The following is a 16,174-nucleotide window of genomic DNA, read 5'->3' on the forward strand; positions in this document are numbered from 1 at the left end:
GGGGGCGGGGCGCGGCGGGGGCGGCCGCGCGGCGCCCCCGGCCGCCGCCGGCCCCCCCCCCCCCCCCCCCCCCCCCCCCCCCCCCCCCCCCCCCCCCCCCCCCCCCCCCCCCCCCCCCCCCGCGGCCCGCTCGTCGGCGTCCGCGACGATCGCGCCGACGGCCAGGACGGCGTGCGGCTGCGCCCGCCGGCCGCAGGGGCGGAAACCCTCCCGGTAGGTGCGCAGCGCGCTGGCGGGGTCGGCCGTGCCGAAGTGCGCGGCGTAGGCGTACCCGGTGCCCAGCTCGGCCGCCGCGCGCGCGCCGTGCTCGCTCGAGCCGAGCACCCACGCCGGCGGCAGCGGCACGTCCACGGGCACGGCCCGCACCCCGGCGAGCGGGTGCCCGGCGGGGAAGCCGTCGACGTGCCCGAGCAGCTGCGCGTACCGCTCGGCGAAGTCGTCACCGCGGTGCGGCTCGCGGGCGCCGCGCAGCGCCAGGGCGGTGCGGGCGTCGGTGCCCGGAGCGCGGCCCAGCCCGAGGTCGATGCGCCCGGGGTGCAGCCCCTCGAGCACCCGGAAGGCCTCGGCGACCCGCAGGGGTGCGTGGTTGGGCAGCATGACCCCCCCGGCGCCGACGCGCAGGGTCGTGGTCGCGGCGGCCACGGCGGCGACGAGCACCTCGGGTGCCGAGCAGGCGACCGAGGGGGTGTTGTGGTGCTCGGCCAGCCAGTACCGGTGGTAGCCGAACCGCTCGGCCGCGCGGGCCAGCTGCACCGTGCGGCGCAGGGCGGCCGACGACGGCGTCCCCGACGGCACCGGGGACAGGTCCAGCACGGACAGCGGCACGGGGGCGGGCGGGTCGTCGGGCGTCTCGGGCAGCACGAACGGGCAACGGGGGCGGTGCGGCACCCGTTCCGCCGGTGCGGTGCGGTGCGGTGCGGTGCGGTGCCGGCCCGGGCGTGCGCTCCTCGTCAGGGCCGGCGCACCGCCACCCGGGCCCGGGCGGCGTCCGCGGCCAGCAGCGTCTCGGGTGCCACCCCGGTCATCCAGTCCAGGAACCGCACGCCGTCGGTGCGCAGCGCCCGGTCCAGCACGCAGAACTCCAGCAGGCGGCCCGGCGCGTAGCGCGCGAAGCGGGTGCGGAAGCGGCCCTCCAGCACCCCGTACCCGTCGCCGTCGCGCAACCCCAGCACGTACGCGGCGAGCTCGCCGTCCAGGTGCAGCGTGGCGACCTCGAGCGCCCCGGTCGCCGACAGCTCGCGCAGGCGCGCCAGCCACGCGGCCCGCCCGGCGGGGGTGTCCAGCGCGCACGGCAGGCCGTGCGCGTCGTCGCGGTCCCGGTGGGCGGTCTCCAGGTCGGGCAGCAGGGCCTCCAGGTCCGCCGGGTCGCACGTGAAGCTCAGCCGGGCCACCAGACCGTCGGCGGTGACGCGGTTGCGGGACTTGCGCAGCGTCTTGCGGGTGCCGTGGCTGAGCAGCGTCACGGGTTCGCCGGCGTCGGGCCGGTGCAGCACCGGGACGGGGTCCAGCGGGTGCACCTGCGCGCCGGCTCCCGCCGCCAGGGCGCGGGAGGTGACGTCGTCGGGCAGGTCCTCCAGGTCCAGGAGGGTGCCGCGGGCAGCGGCACCGGCGGCCAGCGCCCGGCCCAGCTCGGCCGCCTCGGGCGAGCCCGTGGCGGCGACACCGGCGAGGTAGCCCTCGCCGCCGGAGGCCAGAGCGGTGCGGCGGGTGCCCGCAGCGCCGGGGGAGGGCTCGTCCACCAGGACCGCCGCAGCGCGCAGGCGGCCGACGGAGTCGCGCACGAGCACGGCCCACGGTGCAGCGGCCGGCTGCACCGACAGGCGGGCGCGCCACCACGGCAGCCGGGCCGTCAGCGGCTGCCCGAGGGCGGTGGCGAGCGCCTCCACCTCGGGCAGGGCGCCGGCCACGGCCACCGCCCCCTCCACCCGCCCGGTCGCGCCGGCGGGCGCGCTCGTGCGGGGCGCGGGCAGCCCCCCGGCGGGCAGGGCCGGGCCGGGCGACAGGACGCTCACGGCGCCACCCGCTCACCGAGAGCGGCCGCGCGGTGGCGGGAGAGCCAGGCGTCCAGCTCGGCCGCGGGCAGGGCCTTGCTGTAGTACCAGCCCTGCACGACGTCGCACCCGGCGTCGGCCAGTTCGCGGCACGTCGCCTCGTCCTCGACCCCCTCGGCGACCAGCCGGAGGCCCAGCGAGTGCGCCAGCATGATCGTGGAGCGGACGATCGCGAGGGCCTTCGGGTCGGAGCCCAGGTCGGTGACGAAGGACCTGTCCAGCTTCAGGTCGTCCACGGGCAGCTGGCGCAGGTACGCCAGCGAGGAGTACCCGGTGCCGTAGTCGTCGACGGCCACCCGCACGCCGCGGCGGCGCAGGCCGGCGAGGATGACCTCGGCGCGCTCGCGGTCGGCCATCAGGAAGTCCTCGGTGATCTCGATCTCCAGCAGGTGCGCGGGCACCCCCCGTTCGGCCAGCAGGCGCTGGACGCGGTCGGGCAGGCGCGGGTCCGCCAGGGAGGACGCCGAGAGGTTCACGGCCACCGCCAGCGGGTGGCCCGCCCGGTGCCAGTCGCGGGCCTGGTCCAGGGCCTGCTCCAGGACGGCGGTGGTCATCTCCTCCATGAGCCCGGCGCCCTCGACGATCGACAGGAACGCGTCGGGGAACAGCAGCCCCCGCGTGGGGTGGTGCCAGCGCACGAGCGCCTCGACACCGCCCACGGCGCCCGTGGCGGTGTCCACCTTCGGCTGGTAGTGCAGCGTGAGGGTGCGCTGCTCGACGGCCTCCCGCAGCAGCTCGGCCGTGGCCAGCCGGTCGCCGGAGGCGAACTCGTCGGCGTCCACGTCGTAGGTGAAGGTGCCCAGCCCGCGGCTCTTGGCTCGGTACATCGCCACGTCCGCCCGGCGCAGCAGCGCGGAGGCGTCCAGCGAGCGCGCGGGCAGCACGGAGATGCCGACGCTGGCCCGCACCCGCACCTGCAGGCCCTCCACGGGGAACGGCGCCCGCAGCACCTCGTGCACCCCCGCCGCGACGAGTTCGGCGGCGGTGCCGCCGTGAGCGAGCAGCAGGGCGAACTCGTCACCGCCCAGGCGCACCACCTCGCGGGCGCCGTTGTCCCGCCCGAACCGCGCGAGCCGCTCGCCCACGGCGCGCAGCAGCTCGTCGCCGGCGTGGTGGCCGAGGCTGTCGTTGACCTCCTTGAACCGGTCGAGGTCCAGCAGGACCAGGCCGGCCGGAGCGGTGCCCTTCGTGCGGGCCAGGTCCTCCACCGCGCGGTACAGGGCGCGGCGGTTGCCCAGGTGCGTCACCTCGTCGGTGAGGGCCAGTTCACGGCTCTCGGCGAGGTTGGCGACCTCGCGGAAGGTCAGCAGCAGGCGGCCGAGCGCGGCCGTCACGGTGGCCGCGGCCAGGCCGATCGCCACGGGGTGCAGGTGCAGCACGTGGTCACCCACGAGCACCGCCAGCGCCAGCGCCGTGGACAGCAGCGGGATCGCCAGGACCGCCCAGCGGGGGAGCTGGAACCCGGCGCGCCCGTCGGGCCAGCCCGGCGCCAGACCCATGAGGACCACGCCCAGGACCCACACCCCGTCGGTGAGCCGCCCGGAGACGTAAGAGCCTTCAGCGGTGTGGAACAGGTAGCTGAGGTCGGCCAGCACGAACAGCACCAGCCCGGCTGCCAGCAGCCACAACCCCGCGGGTGGGCGCCAGCCGTGCATGGACAGCACCGCGGCCAGCAGGACCAGCAGCACCAGGTCCAGCAGGGGGGAGGCGGTGGTCACCGCGACGGCGGCCCACCCCTCGCCGGGCACGGCGAGGACGGTGCCGACGACGGCCGCGGCGGCGCCCGCGCTCACGGCCAGGCCGGCGACGAGGCCGTCCAGCCACAGGGTCCCGGCGAAGCGGCCGTCACGTCGCCGCGTCGCGAGCACCAGCGCGGCGAACGCGAGCGGGTAGAACGACAGGAACAGCGCGTCGGAGACCGACGGGTACGGAGGGTCGGCCAGCGGCCGCACGACGAACGTCCAGACCACGTTGCCGGAGCCGTACAGCGCCAGGCCAGCGGCGAGGAGGACGGAACCGGTGCGCCCGGCGGGCGCCCGCCACGCCCGCACCAGGCACAGCAGCGCTGCGCACTCGTAGGCGAGGTTGTTCAGGACCCCGTCCAGGAGGAACTGGTAGCCCTCCTGCGGGCGCACCCCCGGGATCGTCGTGGTGATGAACACCAGGGGTGGCAGCAGCAGCCCGGCCTGCAGCGTCGTGGAACGCCACCTGCGCGGCCGTGCCGCCGTGCCTGCCGGGACCGTTCCGGTCACGTCAACCTCCTGCTCGAGCGTCAGGAGGTGGTTCGGCTGTGCAGCGACCCGGCTGAACCACCCGAACGGGTGGCGGATCCGTGCGTCAGCCGAGAGCGGTGACGACGGCGCCGGCGAGGACGGCCACCACACCGGTGGCCTGCACCGGCCGCAACCGCTCACCGTGCACCTGCCGCGCCAGCACCACGGTGACCGCCGGGTAGAGCGAGGCGAGCACGGCCACGACGCTGACGAGCGCACCGCGCGAGGCCACGGCGTAAGCGGCGGTGGCGGCCAGGTCCAGCAGTCCCAGCGCCAGCAGCGGTGGGAGGTCGCGGGGACCGACGCGCTCGGCTCCCCGCCGCGACAGGGCCGCGACGACGACGAGGGCGGCGGAGGTGACGCGCATGCCCAGCAGGGTGGCCGGCACCGAGGCGGCGCTGCCGCGCGCCAGCGCCCAGATCTCCACCCCGAACAGGACGGCGGCCAGCAGGGCCAGCGCCACGGCGGCACCCTGCCTGCGCGAACCGCCGCGCAGGTCCGGGCCGGCGGACAGCACGACACCGGCGAACGCGACGGCGACGCCGACCAGTTGCAGCGGGGCGGGCCGTTCACCGGCGGCCAGGCCCAGCAGCACGGGGAGCACGGTGCCGCCGGCGGCGATGGGGGCGACCACGCCCATCGTGCCGCGCGCCAGGGCGGTGTAGAGAGCTGCCATCGCGCCGGCCCAGGTCAGGCCGGCGAGCAGCGACCAGCCCAGCCAGGCGCTCGCCGGGCCTGCCGAACCCCCGCCGACGCCGCTGCCCAGCACGGACAGCAGCACCGCGCAGGAGAGGACCTGGGAGACGGCGAGGACCTGCACGGCGCGCAGGCGGCGGCTGACGGTGCCGCCGAGGAAGTCGGAGGTGCCCCACAGCGCGCTGGCGAACAGCGCCAGCGCGACGCTCACGCCCGCACCCCGCGGGTGCGGTGCGGCTGGGTGGGGTCGGGGTCGCGGGTCACGGTCGAGGTGTCGGCGCCCGTCGGCGTGCCCTTGACCGCACCGACGCGCTGGAGCGCGGGTGCCGACCCTTCGAGGGGTCGGCACCCGGGCTCCGGCGGGGCGTTCCGTCAGCCGGTGCGAGCGGTGCTCAGCACCGGACGGACCGGTCCGCTCAGTGCTTGTCGCCGGTGATGGCGTCCTTCACCTTGGTGACCACGTTCTCGGCCTGCTGGGCCGCGCCACCCACCGCGTTGCCGGGCTTGCCCGGGCCCTGGCTGCCGTCGTAGGTGACGTACTGCAGCGGGTCGGGGGCGGGCAGGATGCCCTGGTCGTCGGTCAGCGGGCGCAGCTCCTCGACGCGGAACGGCTCGCCGTCGATGACGCTGTTGCCGGTGGCCCACAGGCCCTCGCCGGCCCGGCTGCCCTCGGTCGAGGTGTAGAAGACGTGGGCGGCGTCCTTGTTCTCCCAGTCGCCGTTGGAGTTCTCGATCTCCGTCTCGTTGAACCCCTCTTCCACCAGCATCTGGATGCCGAGCAGCCACTGCTGCTGGTGGTAGGTGTCGCGGGCCAGGTTGAAGGCCAGCATGTCCTTCACGCCGCGGTCGTCGGTCATGTTCGCCAGTCGACTGCTCTGCAGGCGGCTCTGCCCCTCGGCGGCGGCGTTGGAGCGGAAGTCCGTCAGCAGGTTCCCGCTGGAGACGATGTAGCCGCCGTTCCACGGGACGCCCCGGCTGTCCTTGGGCTGGCCGCCGCCGCCGGAGACGATGGCGTGCTGCGGGTTCTGCCCGCCGAGGACCGCGGCCAGGACCGGGTTGGCCGCCGCGGCCTTCTCGGTCGTCTCGCCGGGAGCGCCCTCCAGCAGGCGGGCGATCATGACGGTGATCATCTCGACGTGCGAGATCTCCTCGGTGCCGATGTCGAGGAGCATGTCCTTGTACTTGCCGGGCACGCGGCAGTTCCAGCCCTGGAACAGGTACTGCATCATCACGGTCATCTCGCCGAACTGCCCGCCCAGGATCTCCTGGAGCTTCATGGCGTACAGGGCGTCGGGCTTCTCCGGCTTGGCGGTGAACTGCAGTTCACGGGTGTGTCGGTACACGCGATTCCTTCCGTGGTTGCGCGGGCAGGGCCGTCAGTTCTTCTTCTCGTACCCGGCGAGGGCGTTGCCCAGGCCGAAGAAGGTGGGCGCCCACTGGCCGATGAAGATGCCCCAGCGGTCGGCGCGGTCGATGCCCGCGCCCTTCTCCTTCTCCTTGGAGGTGAGCCAGGACGCGAACGACAGGCCGATGCTGCCGAAGGCGGCCGCGTAGGCCCACTCGGACTTGATCCCGGCCTCGTGCAGGTACTTGACCACGTGTGTCCCTCCTCGGGTGGTTCCGCTGGTGCTGTCCCCGTACCCGCCGCGGCCGTGTTCAACCGCCTCGTTTCCCGCGCGGTCGCCCACCCTCACCCGCTGCGCCGGTGCGGCCGGCGGAAGCGGTCGCGCCACCGCTGCCGGGGCGTGGCGGTCCCCCCGGACGGGGTCGTGCCCGGCAGGGTCCAGGGCGTGGGCGCCACCGCCTCCGGGTCCGGCTCGACGTCCCCGTGCCCCGTCCGCAGGGCACCCAGGCAGCGGCGCACCGCCGTCACGACGGCGCCGGCGGTCTGCCGGTCGCGCTCGTTGCTGTAGTCCGCGGCGGCCACGGCCGCGGACAGGCGCTGCACCTCCTCGCGCAGCCCGTCGGTGCGGTCGGGTCCCTGCGCCTGCCCGTCCCGCGCACCGTCCTGGTCGGGCTCCGGGCCGGGGGGCGGTTCGCGCACCACCGCCGCCATCGCGGCCAGGGTCGCCGCCACCGGCTGGCGCAGCGCGGCGTCCATGGCCACGCCTCGCTCGGAGGGGTTCTGCACCTCCACGAGCAGGGCCGTCAGCTCCTCCACCCGCACCGCCAGGCCGGCCAGCACCAGGCCCCGCTCCTGGCGCCGCTGCACCGCGTCGTGGTGGCGTCGCGCGCGCAGGTTGGCGTGCAGGGACTCCTCGACCTCCTCGCCGCTCTCGCGGGCGGCGGCGCGCACGGGTTCGACCGCGCGCAGCCGTTCGCTCCACTCCTGGGCGCTGGGCGGGGTGTCGCGGCGCAGGCCGTCGGCGAGGTCGTCGAGCTGGTCGGCCAGCACGTCCGCCAGCTGCTGCAGCGTGCGGTCGGACTGCAGCAGCGGCAGCTCCGGCAGCAGCGCGTTGACGCCCACCGCGACCAGGCCGCCGAGCAGCGTCAGCCCGCTGTAGGCCAGCACGTAGTCGACGGGGTCCGGGTCGCCGACGATGAGGACGAACACCGCGGCGGTCAGCACCCAGCTGCGCTGGTCGCCCAGCACCCGCCACCCGGCCAGCAGGGTCGCGGTGAACACCACGACGGCGACCACCGCGAGGCCGGCCCCCAGCAGCGCGTGGCTGGCCAGCGCCACGACCGCACCGAGCACGATGCCCGCCACGGCCCGCACGGAGTTGTCGACCGAGGAGCGCACCGTCGTGTAGGACCCGACCACCGCGCCGAGGGGCGCGTAGTACGGGTACGTCTCCGCGGCGGAGAACGGCAGCCACAGGGCGACCTGCCACGCCACGGTCGCCGCCAGCGCGGTGCGCACCGCCAGGCCCAGCCGGGGCCAGCGGCCGAACAGCAGGCCGCGGGTGCTCGCGCGCGGCGAGCGCCCGCGGGGGGAGGCGCTCAGGGTTCCAGGACGACCTTGACGCAGCCGTCCTCCTTCTTCTGGAACATCTCGTACGCGCCCGGTGCCTCCGACAGGGGCAGGCGGTGGGTGGTCAGGTCCATCACGCCCAGCGGGTCGGCGGGGTCCTCCACCAGCGGCAGGACGTCGTCCAGCCAGCGGCGGACGTTGCACTGGCCCATCCGCAGCTGGATCTGCTTGTCGAACATCGTCATCATCGGCAGCGGGTCGGCCCCGCCGCCGTACACGCCGGACAGCGAGACGGTGCCGCCGCGCCGCACCGAGGAGATCGCCGCGCGCAGCGCGCCGAGCCGGTCGATCCCGCCGGTCTCCATCACCTTCTGCGCCACCTTGTCCGGCAGCAGCCCCACCGCGCTCTGGGCCGCCTTGGCGACCACTCCCTCCGGTGCGCCGTGGGCCTCCATCCCCACGGCGTCCACCACGGAGTCCGGCCCGCGCCCGTCGGTGCGCTCGCGCAGCTGGGCGGCCACGTCGGCTCCGGAGGCGTCGGTCAGGTCGATCGTCGCCACGCCGTGCCGCTCGGCCATCGCGCGCCGCTCGGGCACCGGGTCCACCCCGACGACGGTGAACCCGAGGTGCCGGCCGATGCGGGCGCTCATCTGCCCGACCGGCCCCAGCCCCAGGACGGCCAGGGTCCCACCGGCCGGCACGTCGGCGTAGGCGACGGCCTGCCAGGCGGTGGGCACCACGTCGGACAGGAACAGGTACCGCTCGTCGGGCAGTTCCGCCCCGACCTTGATCGGGCCGTAGTCGGCGTGCGGCACGCGCAGGTACTCCGCCTGCCCGCCGGGCACGGAGCCGTACAGGGACGTGTAGCCGAACAGCGCCGCGCCCGAGCCCTTCTCGCGCACCTGCGTCGTCTCGCACTGCGTCTGCAGGCCGCGCTCGCACATGAAGCAGCGCCCGCAGGCGACCTGGAACGGGATGACGACGCGGTCCCCGACGGAGAGGTTCGGCACCTCCGGCCCGACCTCCTCGACGATCCCCATGGGTTCGTGCCCCAGGACGTCGCCCTTTGCCAGGTAGGGCCCCAGGACCTCGTACAGGTGCAGGTCGGAACCGCAGATCGCCGTGGACGTGATGCGGACGACCGCGTCGGTGGGCTCCTGGACCCGCGGGTCCGGGACCTCCTCCACGCGCACGGACCGCTTCCCCTGCCAGGTGAGTGCCTTCACGCGGCCCAGCCTGACCCGGTGCACGGGGAACGGCACCTTCTGGACGTTCCACGTTTGAGCACCCGCGGCCCGGGTAGTGATCCCGCAGGAACGCGAGAGATCACGCGGCCGGTCGCGAGCCGGCCAGGACGCGAGGAGGACAGACGTGGGGATCGCCGACAAGGCCCAGCAGTTCGCGCAGGGCCACGAGCAGCAGACCGACCAGGCCATCGACAAGGCGGGCGACGCCGCCGACGCCAAGACGGGCGGCAAGCACGCCGGTGCCGTCGACACGGCCCAGGGCAAGGCCGACGACGCCGTCGGCGGCGACCAGGGCGCGTGAACCCCACGACCCCGCAGCACCCCAACGAGGAGGCGAACATGTCGACGTACGACGTCGCAGGTGGCCCCGGAGCGACGGCCGCTGACGCCGGGAGCACCGGTGGCGCCAAGGAGCGCGCGCAGCAGACCGCCGGTTCCGCCAAGGAGCAGGCCGGCCAGGTGACCGGCACCGCCAAGGAGCAGGCTGGTGCCGTCGCCGGCACCGCCAAGGAGCAGGCCGGTGCCGTCGCCGGTACCGCCAAGGAGGAGGCCGGGCACGTCGTGCACTCGGCCCAGGAGCAGCTGGGCGGTGTGCTGCAGGAGGCGCAGAGCCAGGCCGTGGACCTGCTCGGCGAGCTGCGCCGCCAGGTCGACGAGCAGAGCACCGGCCAGCGCGACAAGCTGGCGGCCTTCCTGAAGCAGGCCGGGACCGAGCTGTCCCAGATGAGCAGCGCCAGCGAGGGCTCGGGGATGGCCACGCAGCTCGTGCGCCAGGCCGGCGACCGCGCCGGCGCCCTGGGCGACGCGCTGTCCAGCCGCGAGCCGCGCGAGCTGCTGGAGCAGGTGCGCTCCTACGCGCGCCGCCGCCCCGGTGCGTTCCTGCTGGGCGCGCTCGCCGCGGGCGCCCTCGCCGGGCGCGTCACCCGCGGGGCGCAGGCCGCCCACAGCTCCTCCGGGTCCGAGGGCCGAGAGCTGGAGCCGCTGGGCACCGCCCCGACCCCGGGCGCCACCGGAACCCTGGACCTGCCCGGCAGCGACCTGTCCTCCACCTACGCCGCCGGCGTCACGGGGACGGGCACCACCACCGCCGCGGGCACCAGCGCGAACGAGGCCGTGGCCCGCTACGGCGAGGACCCGAACGAGGACCTCGTCCCGCACCACATCGCCTCCGACGTCCCCTCGGTCTCGGACGCGCCGTCGCACGGGTCCCGGCCGTGAGCGGGGCGACGAGCGCGCCCCGCCCCGAGCCCGAGAGCGGCGGCGGCGAGCGCTCCATCGGCGAGATCTTCTCCAGCATCACCACGGAGATGTCCACGCTGGTGCGCCAGGAGATCGCACTGGCCAAGACCGAGCTGCGCCAGGACGCCAAGAACGCCGGCAAGGGCGCGGGCATGCTCGCCGGCGCGGGGGTGGCCGGGCACCTGTTCCTGATCTCCCTGACCGCCCTGGCGATCCTCGCGCTGGGCGACCTCATCGGCCACGCGTGGGCGGCGCTCGTCGTCACCGTCGTATGGGGCGTGGTCGCGGCCGTGCTGGCCAAGAGCGGGCAGAAGGAGATGAAGAAGGTGCCGCCGCCGATGGAGCGGACCACCGTGACACTGAAGGAGGACGCGCAATGGGCCAAGCACCCGACGAGCTGACCGGTACCCACGCGGGCCCGGGCAGCCCCGAGCAGATCGAGACCGAGATCGCCGGCACCCGCTCCGCGCTCAGCGCCGACCTCGATGAGCTCACCGACCGGCTGAGCCCCTCGAACGTCGCCCAGCGCCAGGCCGACAAGGTCAAGGACAAGGCCACCGGGTTCAAGGACCGCGTCATGGGCTCGGCCCACGACGCCGCCGACTCGGTGATGGGCTCGGCCCACGACGCGGCCGACTCCGTGCGCGGGAAGGCCGGCGACGTCCGCCACCGCGCCGGTGACACCGGCGGCGGCGTGCGCGAGCGTGCCGGGTCCGTCCGCGAGGGCGCCGCCGGCAGCGCGGGCGACGCCAAGGGCGCCGTGACGTCCAAGACGCGCGGCAACCCCCTGGCGGCCGGCGTGATCGCCTTCGGCGCCGGCTGGCTGCTGTCCTCGCTGCTGCCGGCCAGCGAGAAGGAGGCGCAGGCCACCTCCAAGGCGGTCGACGCCGCCAAGGAGCACGGCGGTGGCGTGGTCGAGGCCGCCAAGGGCGTCGTGTCGGACGTGCGCGGGAACCTGCAGGAGCAGGCCACCCAGGCCGCCCAGCACGTCGCGGACACCGCGAAGGAGGGGGTGGAGGCCGTGCGCTCGGACGCGCAGGGCGCCGCCGCCCACGTCAAGGAGCACGGCCAGTCCGCGGCCGGCGAGGTCAAGGAGCACGGCCAGTCCGCAGCCGGGGAGGTCAAGGACCAGGGCCAGTCCGCAGCCGGCGAGGTCCGCGGCACCGCCCGCGGCTGACCCGGACCCCGGCACGACCCGCAGGACCCGACGACGGCCCCGTCCCCCGCTGGGGGGCGGGGCCGTGGACGAGGAGGACGTGTGAGCACCGGACCGGACGAGAACGCCCGCCCGCAGGACGAGGACGCCGTGCAGCAGAGCACGGACGACCTCGTCGACGAGGCGATGGACATCGACGACGCCGACGCGCCGGACGAACCCCGCGGCGGCACGCACATCCCCTGAGCAGTGCTGCCGGGACGCGCTCGGCGCGCGTCCCGGCGCGGGGGGCGGGAGAGTGGAGACCATGAGCAGGACGACGCAGCGCAACGGCACCGGCAGCGACGAGCTGTCCGTGCAGCACGGCGAGCACGGCGAAAAGGCCGAGTCGCCCCAGCAGATCCCGGCGAAGGGCTGGCTGCAGGTCTCCAAGCGGGCCTGGGGCGAGGCCAGCGACGACCAGGTGCCGCTGCTGGCGGCGGGTGTCGCGTTCAAGGCGTTCCTGGCGATCTTCCCCGCGCTGACCGCGGCGTTCCTGCTGTGGAGCCTGTTCGGCAACCCCGACCAGATCACGAACCAGATCAACCAGATCTCCGCGATCCCGGCAGAGGCGCGCAGCCTGGTCACCAGCCAGGTCGAGCACGTCAGCGAGAACAAGGCCAGCGCCGGGTGGAGCGCCGCCCTGGCCATCGTGCTGGCGCTGTGGAGCGCCTCCAGCGGCGTGCAGAACCTCATGGCCGCCACGAACATGGCCTACGACGAGGACGAGACCCGCGGTTTCGTCAAGCGCAAGGGCGTGGCCCTGCTGCTGACGCTGGGCGCCATCGTCTTCATGCTGCTGGCCATCGGGTTCATCGCCGTCGCACCGGTCCTGGTCAACGCGCTCGGCGCCAGCGGCGTGGTCAACGTCGTCGTCAGCGTCCTGCGCTGGGTGCTGCTGCTGGGTCTGGTGCTGGTGGCCCTGGCCGTGGTGTACCGGCTGGCCCCGGACCGCGACTCGCCGCGGATGAAGTGGACCTCGGTCGGGGCGGCCGTCGCCACCGCGCTGTGGCTGCTCGTCTCGATCGGCTTCTCCCTGTACGTCACGCTGGCCGGCGGCACCTCGTACACGAAGAACTACGGCGCGATGGCGGGGGTCGTCATCCTGCTGATGTGGCTGTGGCTGACCAGCTACGCCATCCTGCTCGGTGCCGAGATCAACGCCGAGTCCGAGCGCCAGACCGACCACGACACCACCGTCGGCGACCCGCAGCCCATGGGCGAGCGCGACGCCGTCGCGGCGGACCGCAAGCCCGAGGACCGCTAGGCCCCCGGGCTCGCGCCCCGCTCAGCGCAGCCGCACGTCCAGCGCAGCCGCAGGTCTCACCGTCCGCCGGTGAGCTTGCGGCTGCGCTGCTGCTCGCCGGGAACCCCGTACGGGTAGTCGGCCGGCTGCGGGTCGCTGGCGGTGTCCAGCGCGTCGAGCTCGTCGGCCTCCAGCTCCAGGTCCGCCGAACCCAGGTCGTCGCGCAGCTGCTCCAGCGTGCGCGCCCCCAGGATCACCGAGGACACCGCCGGCTGCGCGGCCAGCCACGCCAGCGACACCTGCGCCATGGACGCCCCGCGCGCCTCCGCCACCTGCTGCACCGCGGCGATGACGTCCCAGGTGCGCTGCTGGGAGTTCCGGCGCGCGTACGCCTCCACGCCCCGCTCGGGGTTCTCGCCCAGCCGGGTCGCCCCCGTGGGCGCCTGGTCGCGGGTGTACTTGCCCGACAGCCAGCCACCGCCCAGCGGCGACCACGGCAGCAGCCCCAGGCCGTTCTCCTCCGCGGCGGGCACGATCTCCCACTCGATCTCGCGCACCAGCAGGCTGTACTGCGGCTGCAGCGTCACCGGCCGCACCAGCCCGGACGCGTCGGCCGTGCTCACCGCCTTCTGCAGCTGCCAGCCCGTGAAGTTCGACAGGCCCACGTTGTGGACCTTGCCGGCGCGCACGAACGCGTCGAGGGTCTCCAGCGTCTCCTCGATCGGCGTCCACGGGTCCCAGGCGTGCACCTGGTACAGGTCCACCGCGTCCAGGCCCAGCCGGCGCAGCGACGCGTCCAGCGCACGGGTCAGGTGCCGGCGGGACAGCCCCACGCCGTTGGGTTCCCCCGAGGTCGGGAAACGCCCCTTGGTGGCCAGCACCACCCGCTCGGTGACCTCCGCCGGGCGGGCGGCGAACCAGGCGCCGACGATCTCCTCCGACGTGCCGGCGCTGTAGACGTCGGCGGTGTCCACGAGCGTGCCGCCGGCCTCCACGAACGCGTCGAGCTGCGCGAACGCGCCGTCCCGGTCGGTCTCGGCGCCGAACGTCATCGTGCCGAGGGCCAGGTGCGAGACGGACGTGCCGCTGCTGCCCAGGGTCCGGTACTCCATCGTGCGTTCCTCCAGACGGGTGGACTGACGGGGGGATCCCCGCACCCATCCTGCTCCGCGCCCGCCCTCAGCCGACCGAGGGGCCGGGCTGTTCGCCCCACGCCCCCGTCGTGGTGTCGAAGCGCCAGTACTGCGCCACCACCTCCCCGCCCGCGCTCGCCCGCGTGACGAAGACCGCGCCGTCGTCGAACAGCGGGTTCCCCAGCAGCACGGGCGAGCCCTCGCCCTCCTCGACGCCCTCGCGCGGCACCAGCGACCACTCGCCGCCGTAGTGGCTGGCCACGACCGCGTCCACCCCGGAGTGCAGCGTGCCGCCCTGCAGGTGCACCACCACGTCGGACCACAGGTCCTGCGTCAGGTGCCGCCACTGCACCGCACCGCCCTCGTGCTCGGCCAGCACCGGTTCGGGCAGGTCGAGGGTCGCGTCGGCGACCCAGCCCGAGCGCTCCCAGTGCAGCAGTTCCAGCGTCGCAGCGGTGCCCTCGTCGGTGACGAGGGCGGCCAGCGCCGGCTGGTCCGGCGTCGCCGGGTCCAGCGAGACCACGTCGGCCCCCCGGGCGCCGGCCAGGTCGGACAGGGCCTGGTCGGCGGCCGAGTCGGTGGGCGTCGCGTACGTCGTCGGCGAGGTGGTCGGCGAGGTGGTCGTGCTCCCCGCCGGTTCCGCGGTCGCGGCCGGGGCGGTGCCGCCGCCGCAGCCGGCGGCACCGGCCACGGCGAGGAGCAGCGGCAGCAGGGAGCGGGTGGTCCTGGTGAGCATCACGTGCAACGGACGTGCCGGCCGCCGCGTCCGTTGCACGACGGCCCGCACGGGCCGCGGGACGGAGGACGACGGTGGACGAGGACGGGCGGGACGAGGACCCGCTGGCCCGGGCGCTGCGGGCGCTGGGGAGCAGCGACCCCGGGGTGGACGTGGTCGCGCTGACCGCGGCGGCCCGCGGCCGGTCCCGCGCGGTGCGACGCCGCCGGCGCACCGCGGCCGGCGCCGTCGCGGCGGTGGCCGTGGTGCTGCCGCTGGGCCTGTCGCGGTGGCCCGGCCTCGAGCAGCCGGTGCGCACCCGCACGGCGGCGCCGCAGCCGGCCGTCGGGGTGCCCGCCGCGGCGCTGCTCGACGACGCCGCCGTGCGCGCGGTGCTGCCGTCGGCCACTGCCGACCCCGGGCTGTCGCAGGTGGTGGCACCGGGCGCCGACCCCGACGAGGCGGGCGCCGGAGTGGGCCTGTGCCGCGACGACGTCTTCGGCCTGCCGGCCACCGTGGTCGCCGCCCGCTCGGCCGGCTGGTCCCTCGACGCCACCGTCGTGCAACCGCTGCAGCAGTCGGTGACCGAGCGGGTGCTCCTCCTCCGCGACGGCGGGGCGCGCGAGTTCGTGCTCCAGGCGCGCGAGCAGGCCGGCGAGTGCGCCGCGGACGCACCGGAGTCCGCGCCGTGGCGGGTGCTCCCCGGCTCCGGCGTCGGGGACGACTCGGTGACCGGGTGGACGACCGTCTTCGCGGGGGAGAACCCCCAGCACCGGGTGCGGGTGGTCGCCCGCGAGGGCGACGCCGTCGTCGACCTCACGGCCGAGGTCTTCGCCGCGGACGAGGACGCCCTGGTGGAGCGGGTGCAGGAGCTGGCGGCCGACGCGCTGGCGCGCGCCGCGGCCGAGGTGACCCGGTGAGCCCGGCGGGCACCGCGCTGCGCGAGGCTGCGGGTGTGCTGGCGTTCGAGGAGTTCGTGGCCGTGCGCGGCCAGGCCCTCGTCCGGCTGGCGCGCGGGCTGCTGCGCGACCCCGACACCGCGGAGGACGTCGTGCAGGACGTCCTCGCGAAGGCGCTGCTGTCCTGGCGGCGGGTGGCCGGCGCTGACGACCCGGTCGCGTACGTCAACCGGATGGTCGTCAACGCGTGCACGTCCTGGTGGCGCCGCGCCGCCCGGCGCGAGCGGCCGGCCGGTGAGGACCTGCCCGAGCCGGCCGGGCGCACCCACCCCGACGCCGGCGCCCGTCTCGCCGACCGCGACCAGCTGCTCACCGCGCTGCGCGCGCTGCCGGTCAAGCAGCGCACCGTGCTGGTGCTGCGCTACTTCGAGGACATGGCCGACGAGCAGATCGCCGACCTGCTCGACGTGACCACCGGCACGGTGCGCAGCAACGCCCACCGCGGCCTGGCGGCCCTGCGCGGTGCCGTGCAGCGCTGACCCGTTGCGGGGTCCGGTGGGATCACC

General features: G+C 75.6%; 18 protein-coding genes. 8 read left to right on the forward strand and 10 right to left on the reverse strand.

Annotated features, from left to right (window positions below; translation table 11 throughout):
• From ACRYM0_RS08695 to ACRYM0_RS08730, 8 genes are all read right to left on the reverse strand, one after another.
• Positions 1-861: MsnO8 family LLM class oxidoreductase (locus ACRYM0_RS08695; RefSeq protein ID WP_432504090.1), on the reverse strand; the 861-nt coding region annotated here is incomplete at its 3' end.
• An 89-nt stretch (positions 862-950) separates the two neighbouring features.
• The gene (locus tag ACRYM0_RS08700; protein WP_432504092.1) at positions 951-2,012 is read right to left on the reverse strand and encodes a GNAT family N-acetyltransferase; all 1,062 of its coding nucleotides are present in this window, start codon (positions 2,010-2,012) and stop codon (positions 951-953) included.
• Entirely contained in the window at positions 2,009-4,303 is a 2,295-nt protein-coding gene (locus tag ACRYM0_RS08705) for a putative bifunctional diguanylate cyclase/phosphodiesterase (RefSeq protein WP_432504095.1), read from the reverse strand. Before ACRYM0_RS08705 ends, ACRYM0_RS08700 begins: the two co-directional genes overlap by 4 nt.
• A gap of 85 nt (positions 4,304-4,388) precedes the next feature.
• Positions 4,389-5,231, reverse strand: a complete 843-nt coding sequence (locus ACRYM0_RS08710; protein WP_432504097.1) for an EamA family transporter — start codon at positions 5,229-5,231, stop codon at positions 4,389-4,391.
• 205 nt (positions 5,232-5,436) lie between these two features.
• Positions 5,437-6,363 carry a manganese catalase gene (locus tag ACRYM0_RS08715; protein WP_432504099.1) on the reverse strand — a complete coding sequence of 309 codons (927 nt, stop codon included), beginning with the start codon at positions 6,361-6,363 and terminating at the stop codon, positions 5,437-5,439.
• Positions 6,364-6,396: 33 nt separating this feature from the next.
• The gene (locus tag ACRYM0_RS08720) at positions 6,397-6,618 is read right to left on the reverse strand and encodes a hypothetical protein (protein ID WP_432494568.1); all 222 of its coding nucleotides are present in this window, start codon (positions 6,616-6,618) and stop codon (positions 6,397-6,399) included.
• A 92-nt stretch (positions 6,619-6,710) separates the two neighbouring features.
• On the reverse strand, positions 6,711-7,883 hold the full coding sequence (locus tag ACRYM0_RS08725) for an FUSC family protein (RefSeq protein ID WP_432504101.1): 1,173 nt from the start codon (positions 7,881-7,883) through the stop codon (positions 6,711-6,713).
• 80 nt (positions 7,884-7,963) lie between these two features.
• Entirely contained in the window at positions 7,964-9,160 is a 1,197-nt protein-coding gene (locus ACRYM0_RS08730; protein WP_432504103.1) for a zinc-dependent alcohol dehydrogenase, read from the reverse strand.
• Between the two features lie 145 nt (positions 9,161-9,305).
• Between ACRYM0_RS08730 and ACRYM0_RS08735 the strand changes: the two genes are divergently transcribed.
• From ACRYM0_RS08735 to ACRYM0_RS08760, 6 genes are all read left to right on the forward strand, one after another.
• Positions 9,306-9,482 carry an antitoxin gene (locus ACRYM0_RS08735; RefSeq protein ID WP_432504105.1) on the forward strand — a complete coding sequence of 59 codons (177 nt, stop codon included), beginning with the start codon at positions 9,306-9,308 and terminating at the stop codon, positions 9,480-9,482.
• Positions 9,479-10,399: a hypothetical protein gene (locus tag ACRYM0_RS08740; protein WP_432504107.1), complete on the forward strand. Its 921-nt coding sequence runs from the start codon at positions 9,479-9,481 to the stop codon at positions 10,397-10,399. Before ACRYM0_RS08735 ends, ACRYM0_RS08740 begins: the two co-directional genes overlap by 4 nt.
• A complete protein-coding gene (locus ACRYM0_RS08745) occupies positions 10,396-10,821 on the forward strand; it encodes a phage holin family protein (RefSeq protein ID WP_432504109.1) in 426 nt (141 codons plus the stop codon). Before ACRYM0_RS08740 ends, ACRYM0_RS08745 begins: the two co-directional genes overlap by 4 nt.
• Positions 10,797-11,597 carry a DUF3618 domain-containing protein gene (locus ACRYM0_RS08750; RefSeq protein WP_432504111.1) on the forward strand — a complete coding sequence of 267 codons (801 nt, stop codon included), beginning with the start codon at positions 10,797-10,799 and terminating at the stop codon, positions 11,595-11,597. The genes ACRYM0_RS08745 and ACRYM0_RS08750 overlap by 25 nt, the downstream gene beginning before the upstream one ends.
• A gap of 81 nt (positions 11,598-11,678) precedes the next feature.
• Positions 11,679-11,822 (forward strand): hypothetical protein, encoded by a 144-nt coding sequence (locus ACRYM0_RS08755; RefSeq protein ID WP_432504113.1) that lies wholly within the window; start codon positions 11,679-11,681, stop codon positions 11,820-11,822.
• 61 nt (positions 11,823-11,883) lie between these two features.
• A complete protein-coding gene (locus tag ACRYM0_RS08760; protein WP_432504115.1) occupies positions 11,884-12,882 on the forward strand; it encodes a YihY/virulence factor BrkB family protein in 999 nt (332 codons plus the stop codon).
• 56 nt (positions 12,883-12,938) lie between these two features.
• Here ACRYM0_RS08760 and ACRYM0_RS08765 read toward each other — a convergent pair whose 3' ends face one another.
• Together ACRYM0_RS08765 and ACRYM0_RS08770 are read right to left on the reverse strand one after the other, a co-directional pair.
• Complete coding sequence (locus ACRYM0_RS08765) at positions 12,939-13,973, reverse strand: aldo/keto reductase (protein WP_432504118.1); 1,035 nt, start codon at positions 13,971-13,973, stop codon at positions 12,939-12,941.
• A gap of 67 nt (positions 13,974-14,040) precedes the next feature.
• The gene (locus ACRYM0_RS08770) at positions 14,041-14,730 is read right to left on the reverse strand and encodes a hypothetical protein (protein ID WP_432504120.1); all 690 of its coding nucleotides are present in this window, start codon (positions 14,728-14,730) and stop codon (positions 14,041-14,043) included.
• Between the two features lie 74 nt (positions 14,731-14,804).
• Between ACRYM0_RS08770 and ACRYM0_RS08775 the strand changes: the two genes are divergently transcribed.
• Together ACRYM0_RS08775 and ACRYM0_RS08780 are read left to right on the forward strand one after the other, a co-directional pair.
• On the forward strand, positions 14,805-15,629 hold the full coding sequence (locus ACRYM0_RS08775) for a hypothetical protein (protein ID WP_432504122.1): 825 nt from the start codon (positions 14,805-14,807) through the stop codon (positions 15,627-15,629).
• The gene (locus ACRYM0_RS08780) at positions 15,626-16,147 is read left to right on the forward strand and encodes a SigE family RNA polymerase sigma factor (protein WP_432504124.1); all 522 of its coding nucleotides are present in this window, start codon (positions 15,626-15,628) and stop codon (positions 16,145-16,147) included. The genes ACRYM0_RS08775 and ACRYM0_RS08780 overlap by 4 nt, the downstream gene beginning before the upstream one ends.
• Positions 16,148-16,174: the final 27 nt, after the last annotated feature.

Source organism: Kineococcus arenarius subsp. arenarius, assembly GCF_050871845.1.
Classification (GTDB): Bacteria; Actinomycetota; Actinomycetes; order Actinomycetales; family Kineococcaceae; genus Kineococcus.

Bases quoted from the DNA above. Each gene is read 5' to 3' on its own strand.
- ACRYM0_RS08760 (WP_432504115.1), top strand. From the start codon at position 11,884: ATGAGCAGGACGACGCAGCGCAACGGCACCGGCAGCGACGAGCTGTCC.
- ACRYM0_RS08770 (WP_432504120.1), bottom strand. From the start codon at position 14,730: ATGCTCACCAGGACCACCCGCTCCCTGCTGCCGCTGCTCCTCGCCGTG.
- ACRYM0_RS08750 (WP_432504111.1), top strand. From the start codon at position 10,797: ATGGGCCAAGCACCCGACGAGCTGACCGGTACCCACGCGGGCCCGGGC.
- ACRYM0_RS08765 (WP_432504118.1), bottom strand. From the start codon at position 13,973: ATGGAGTACCGGACCCTGGGCAGCAGCGGCACGTCCGTCTCGCACCTG.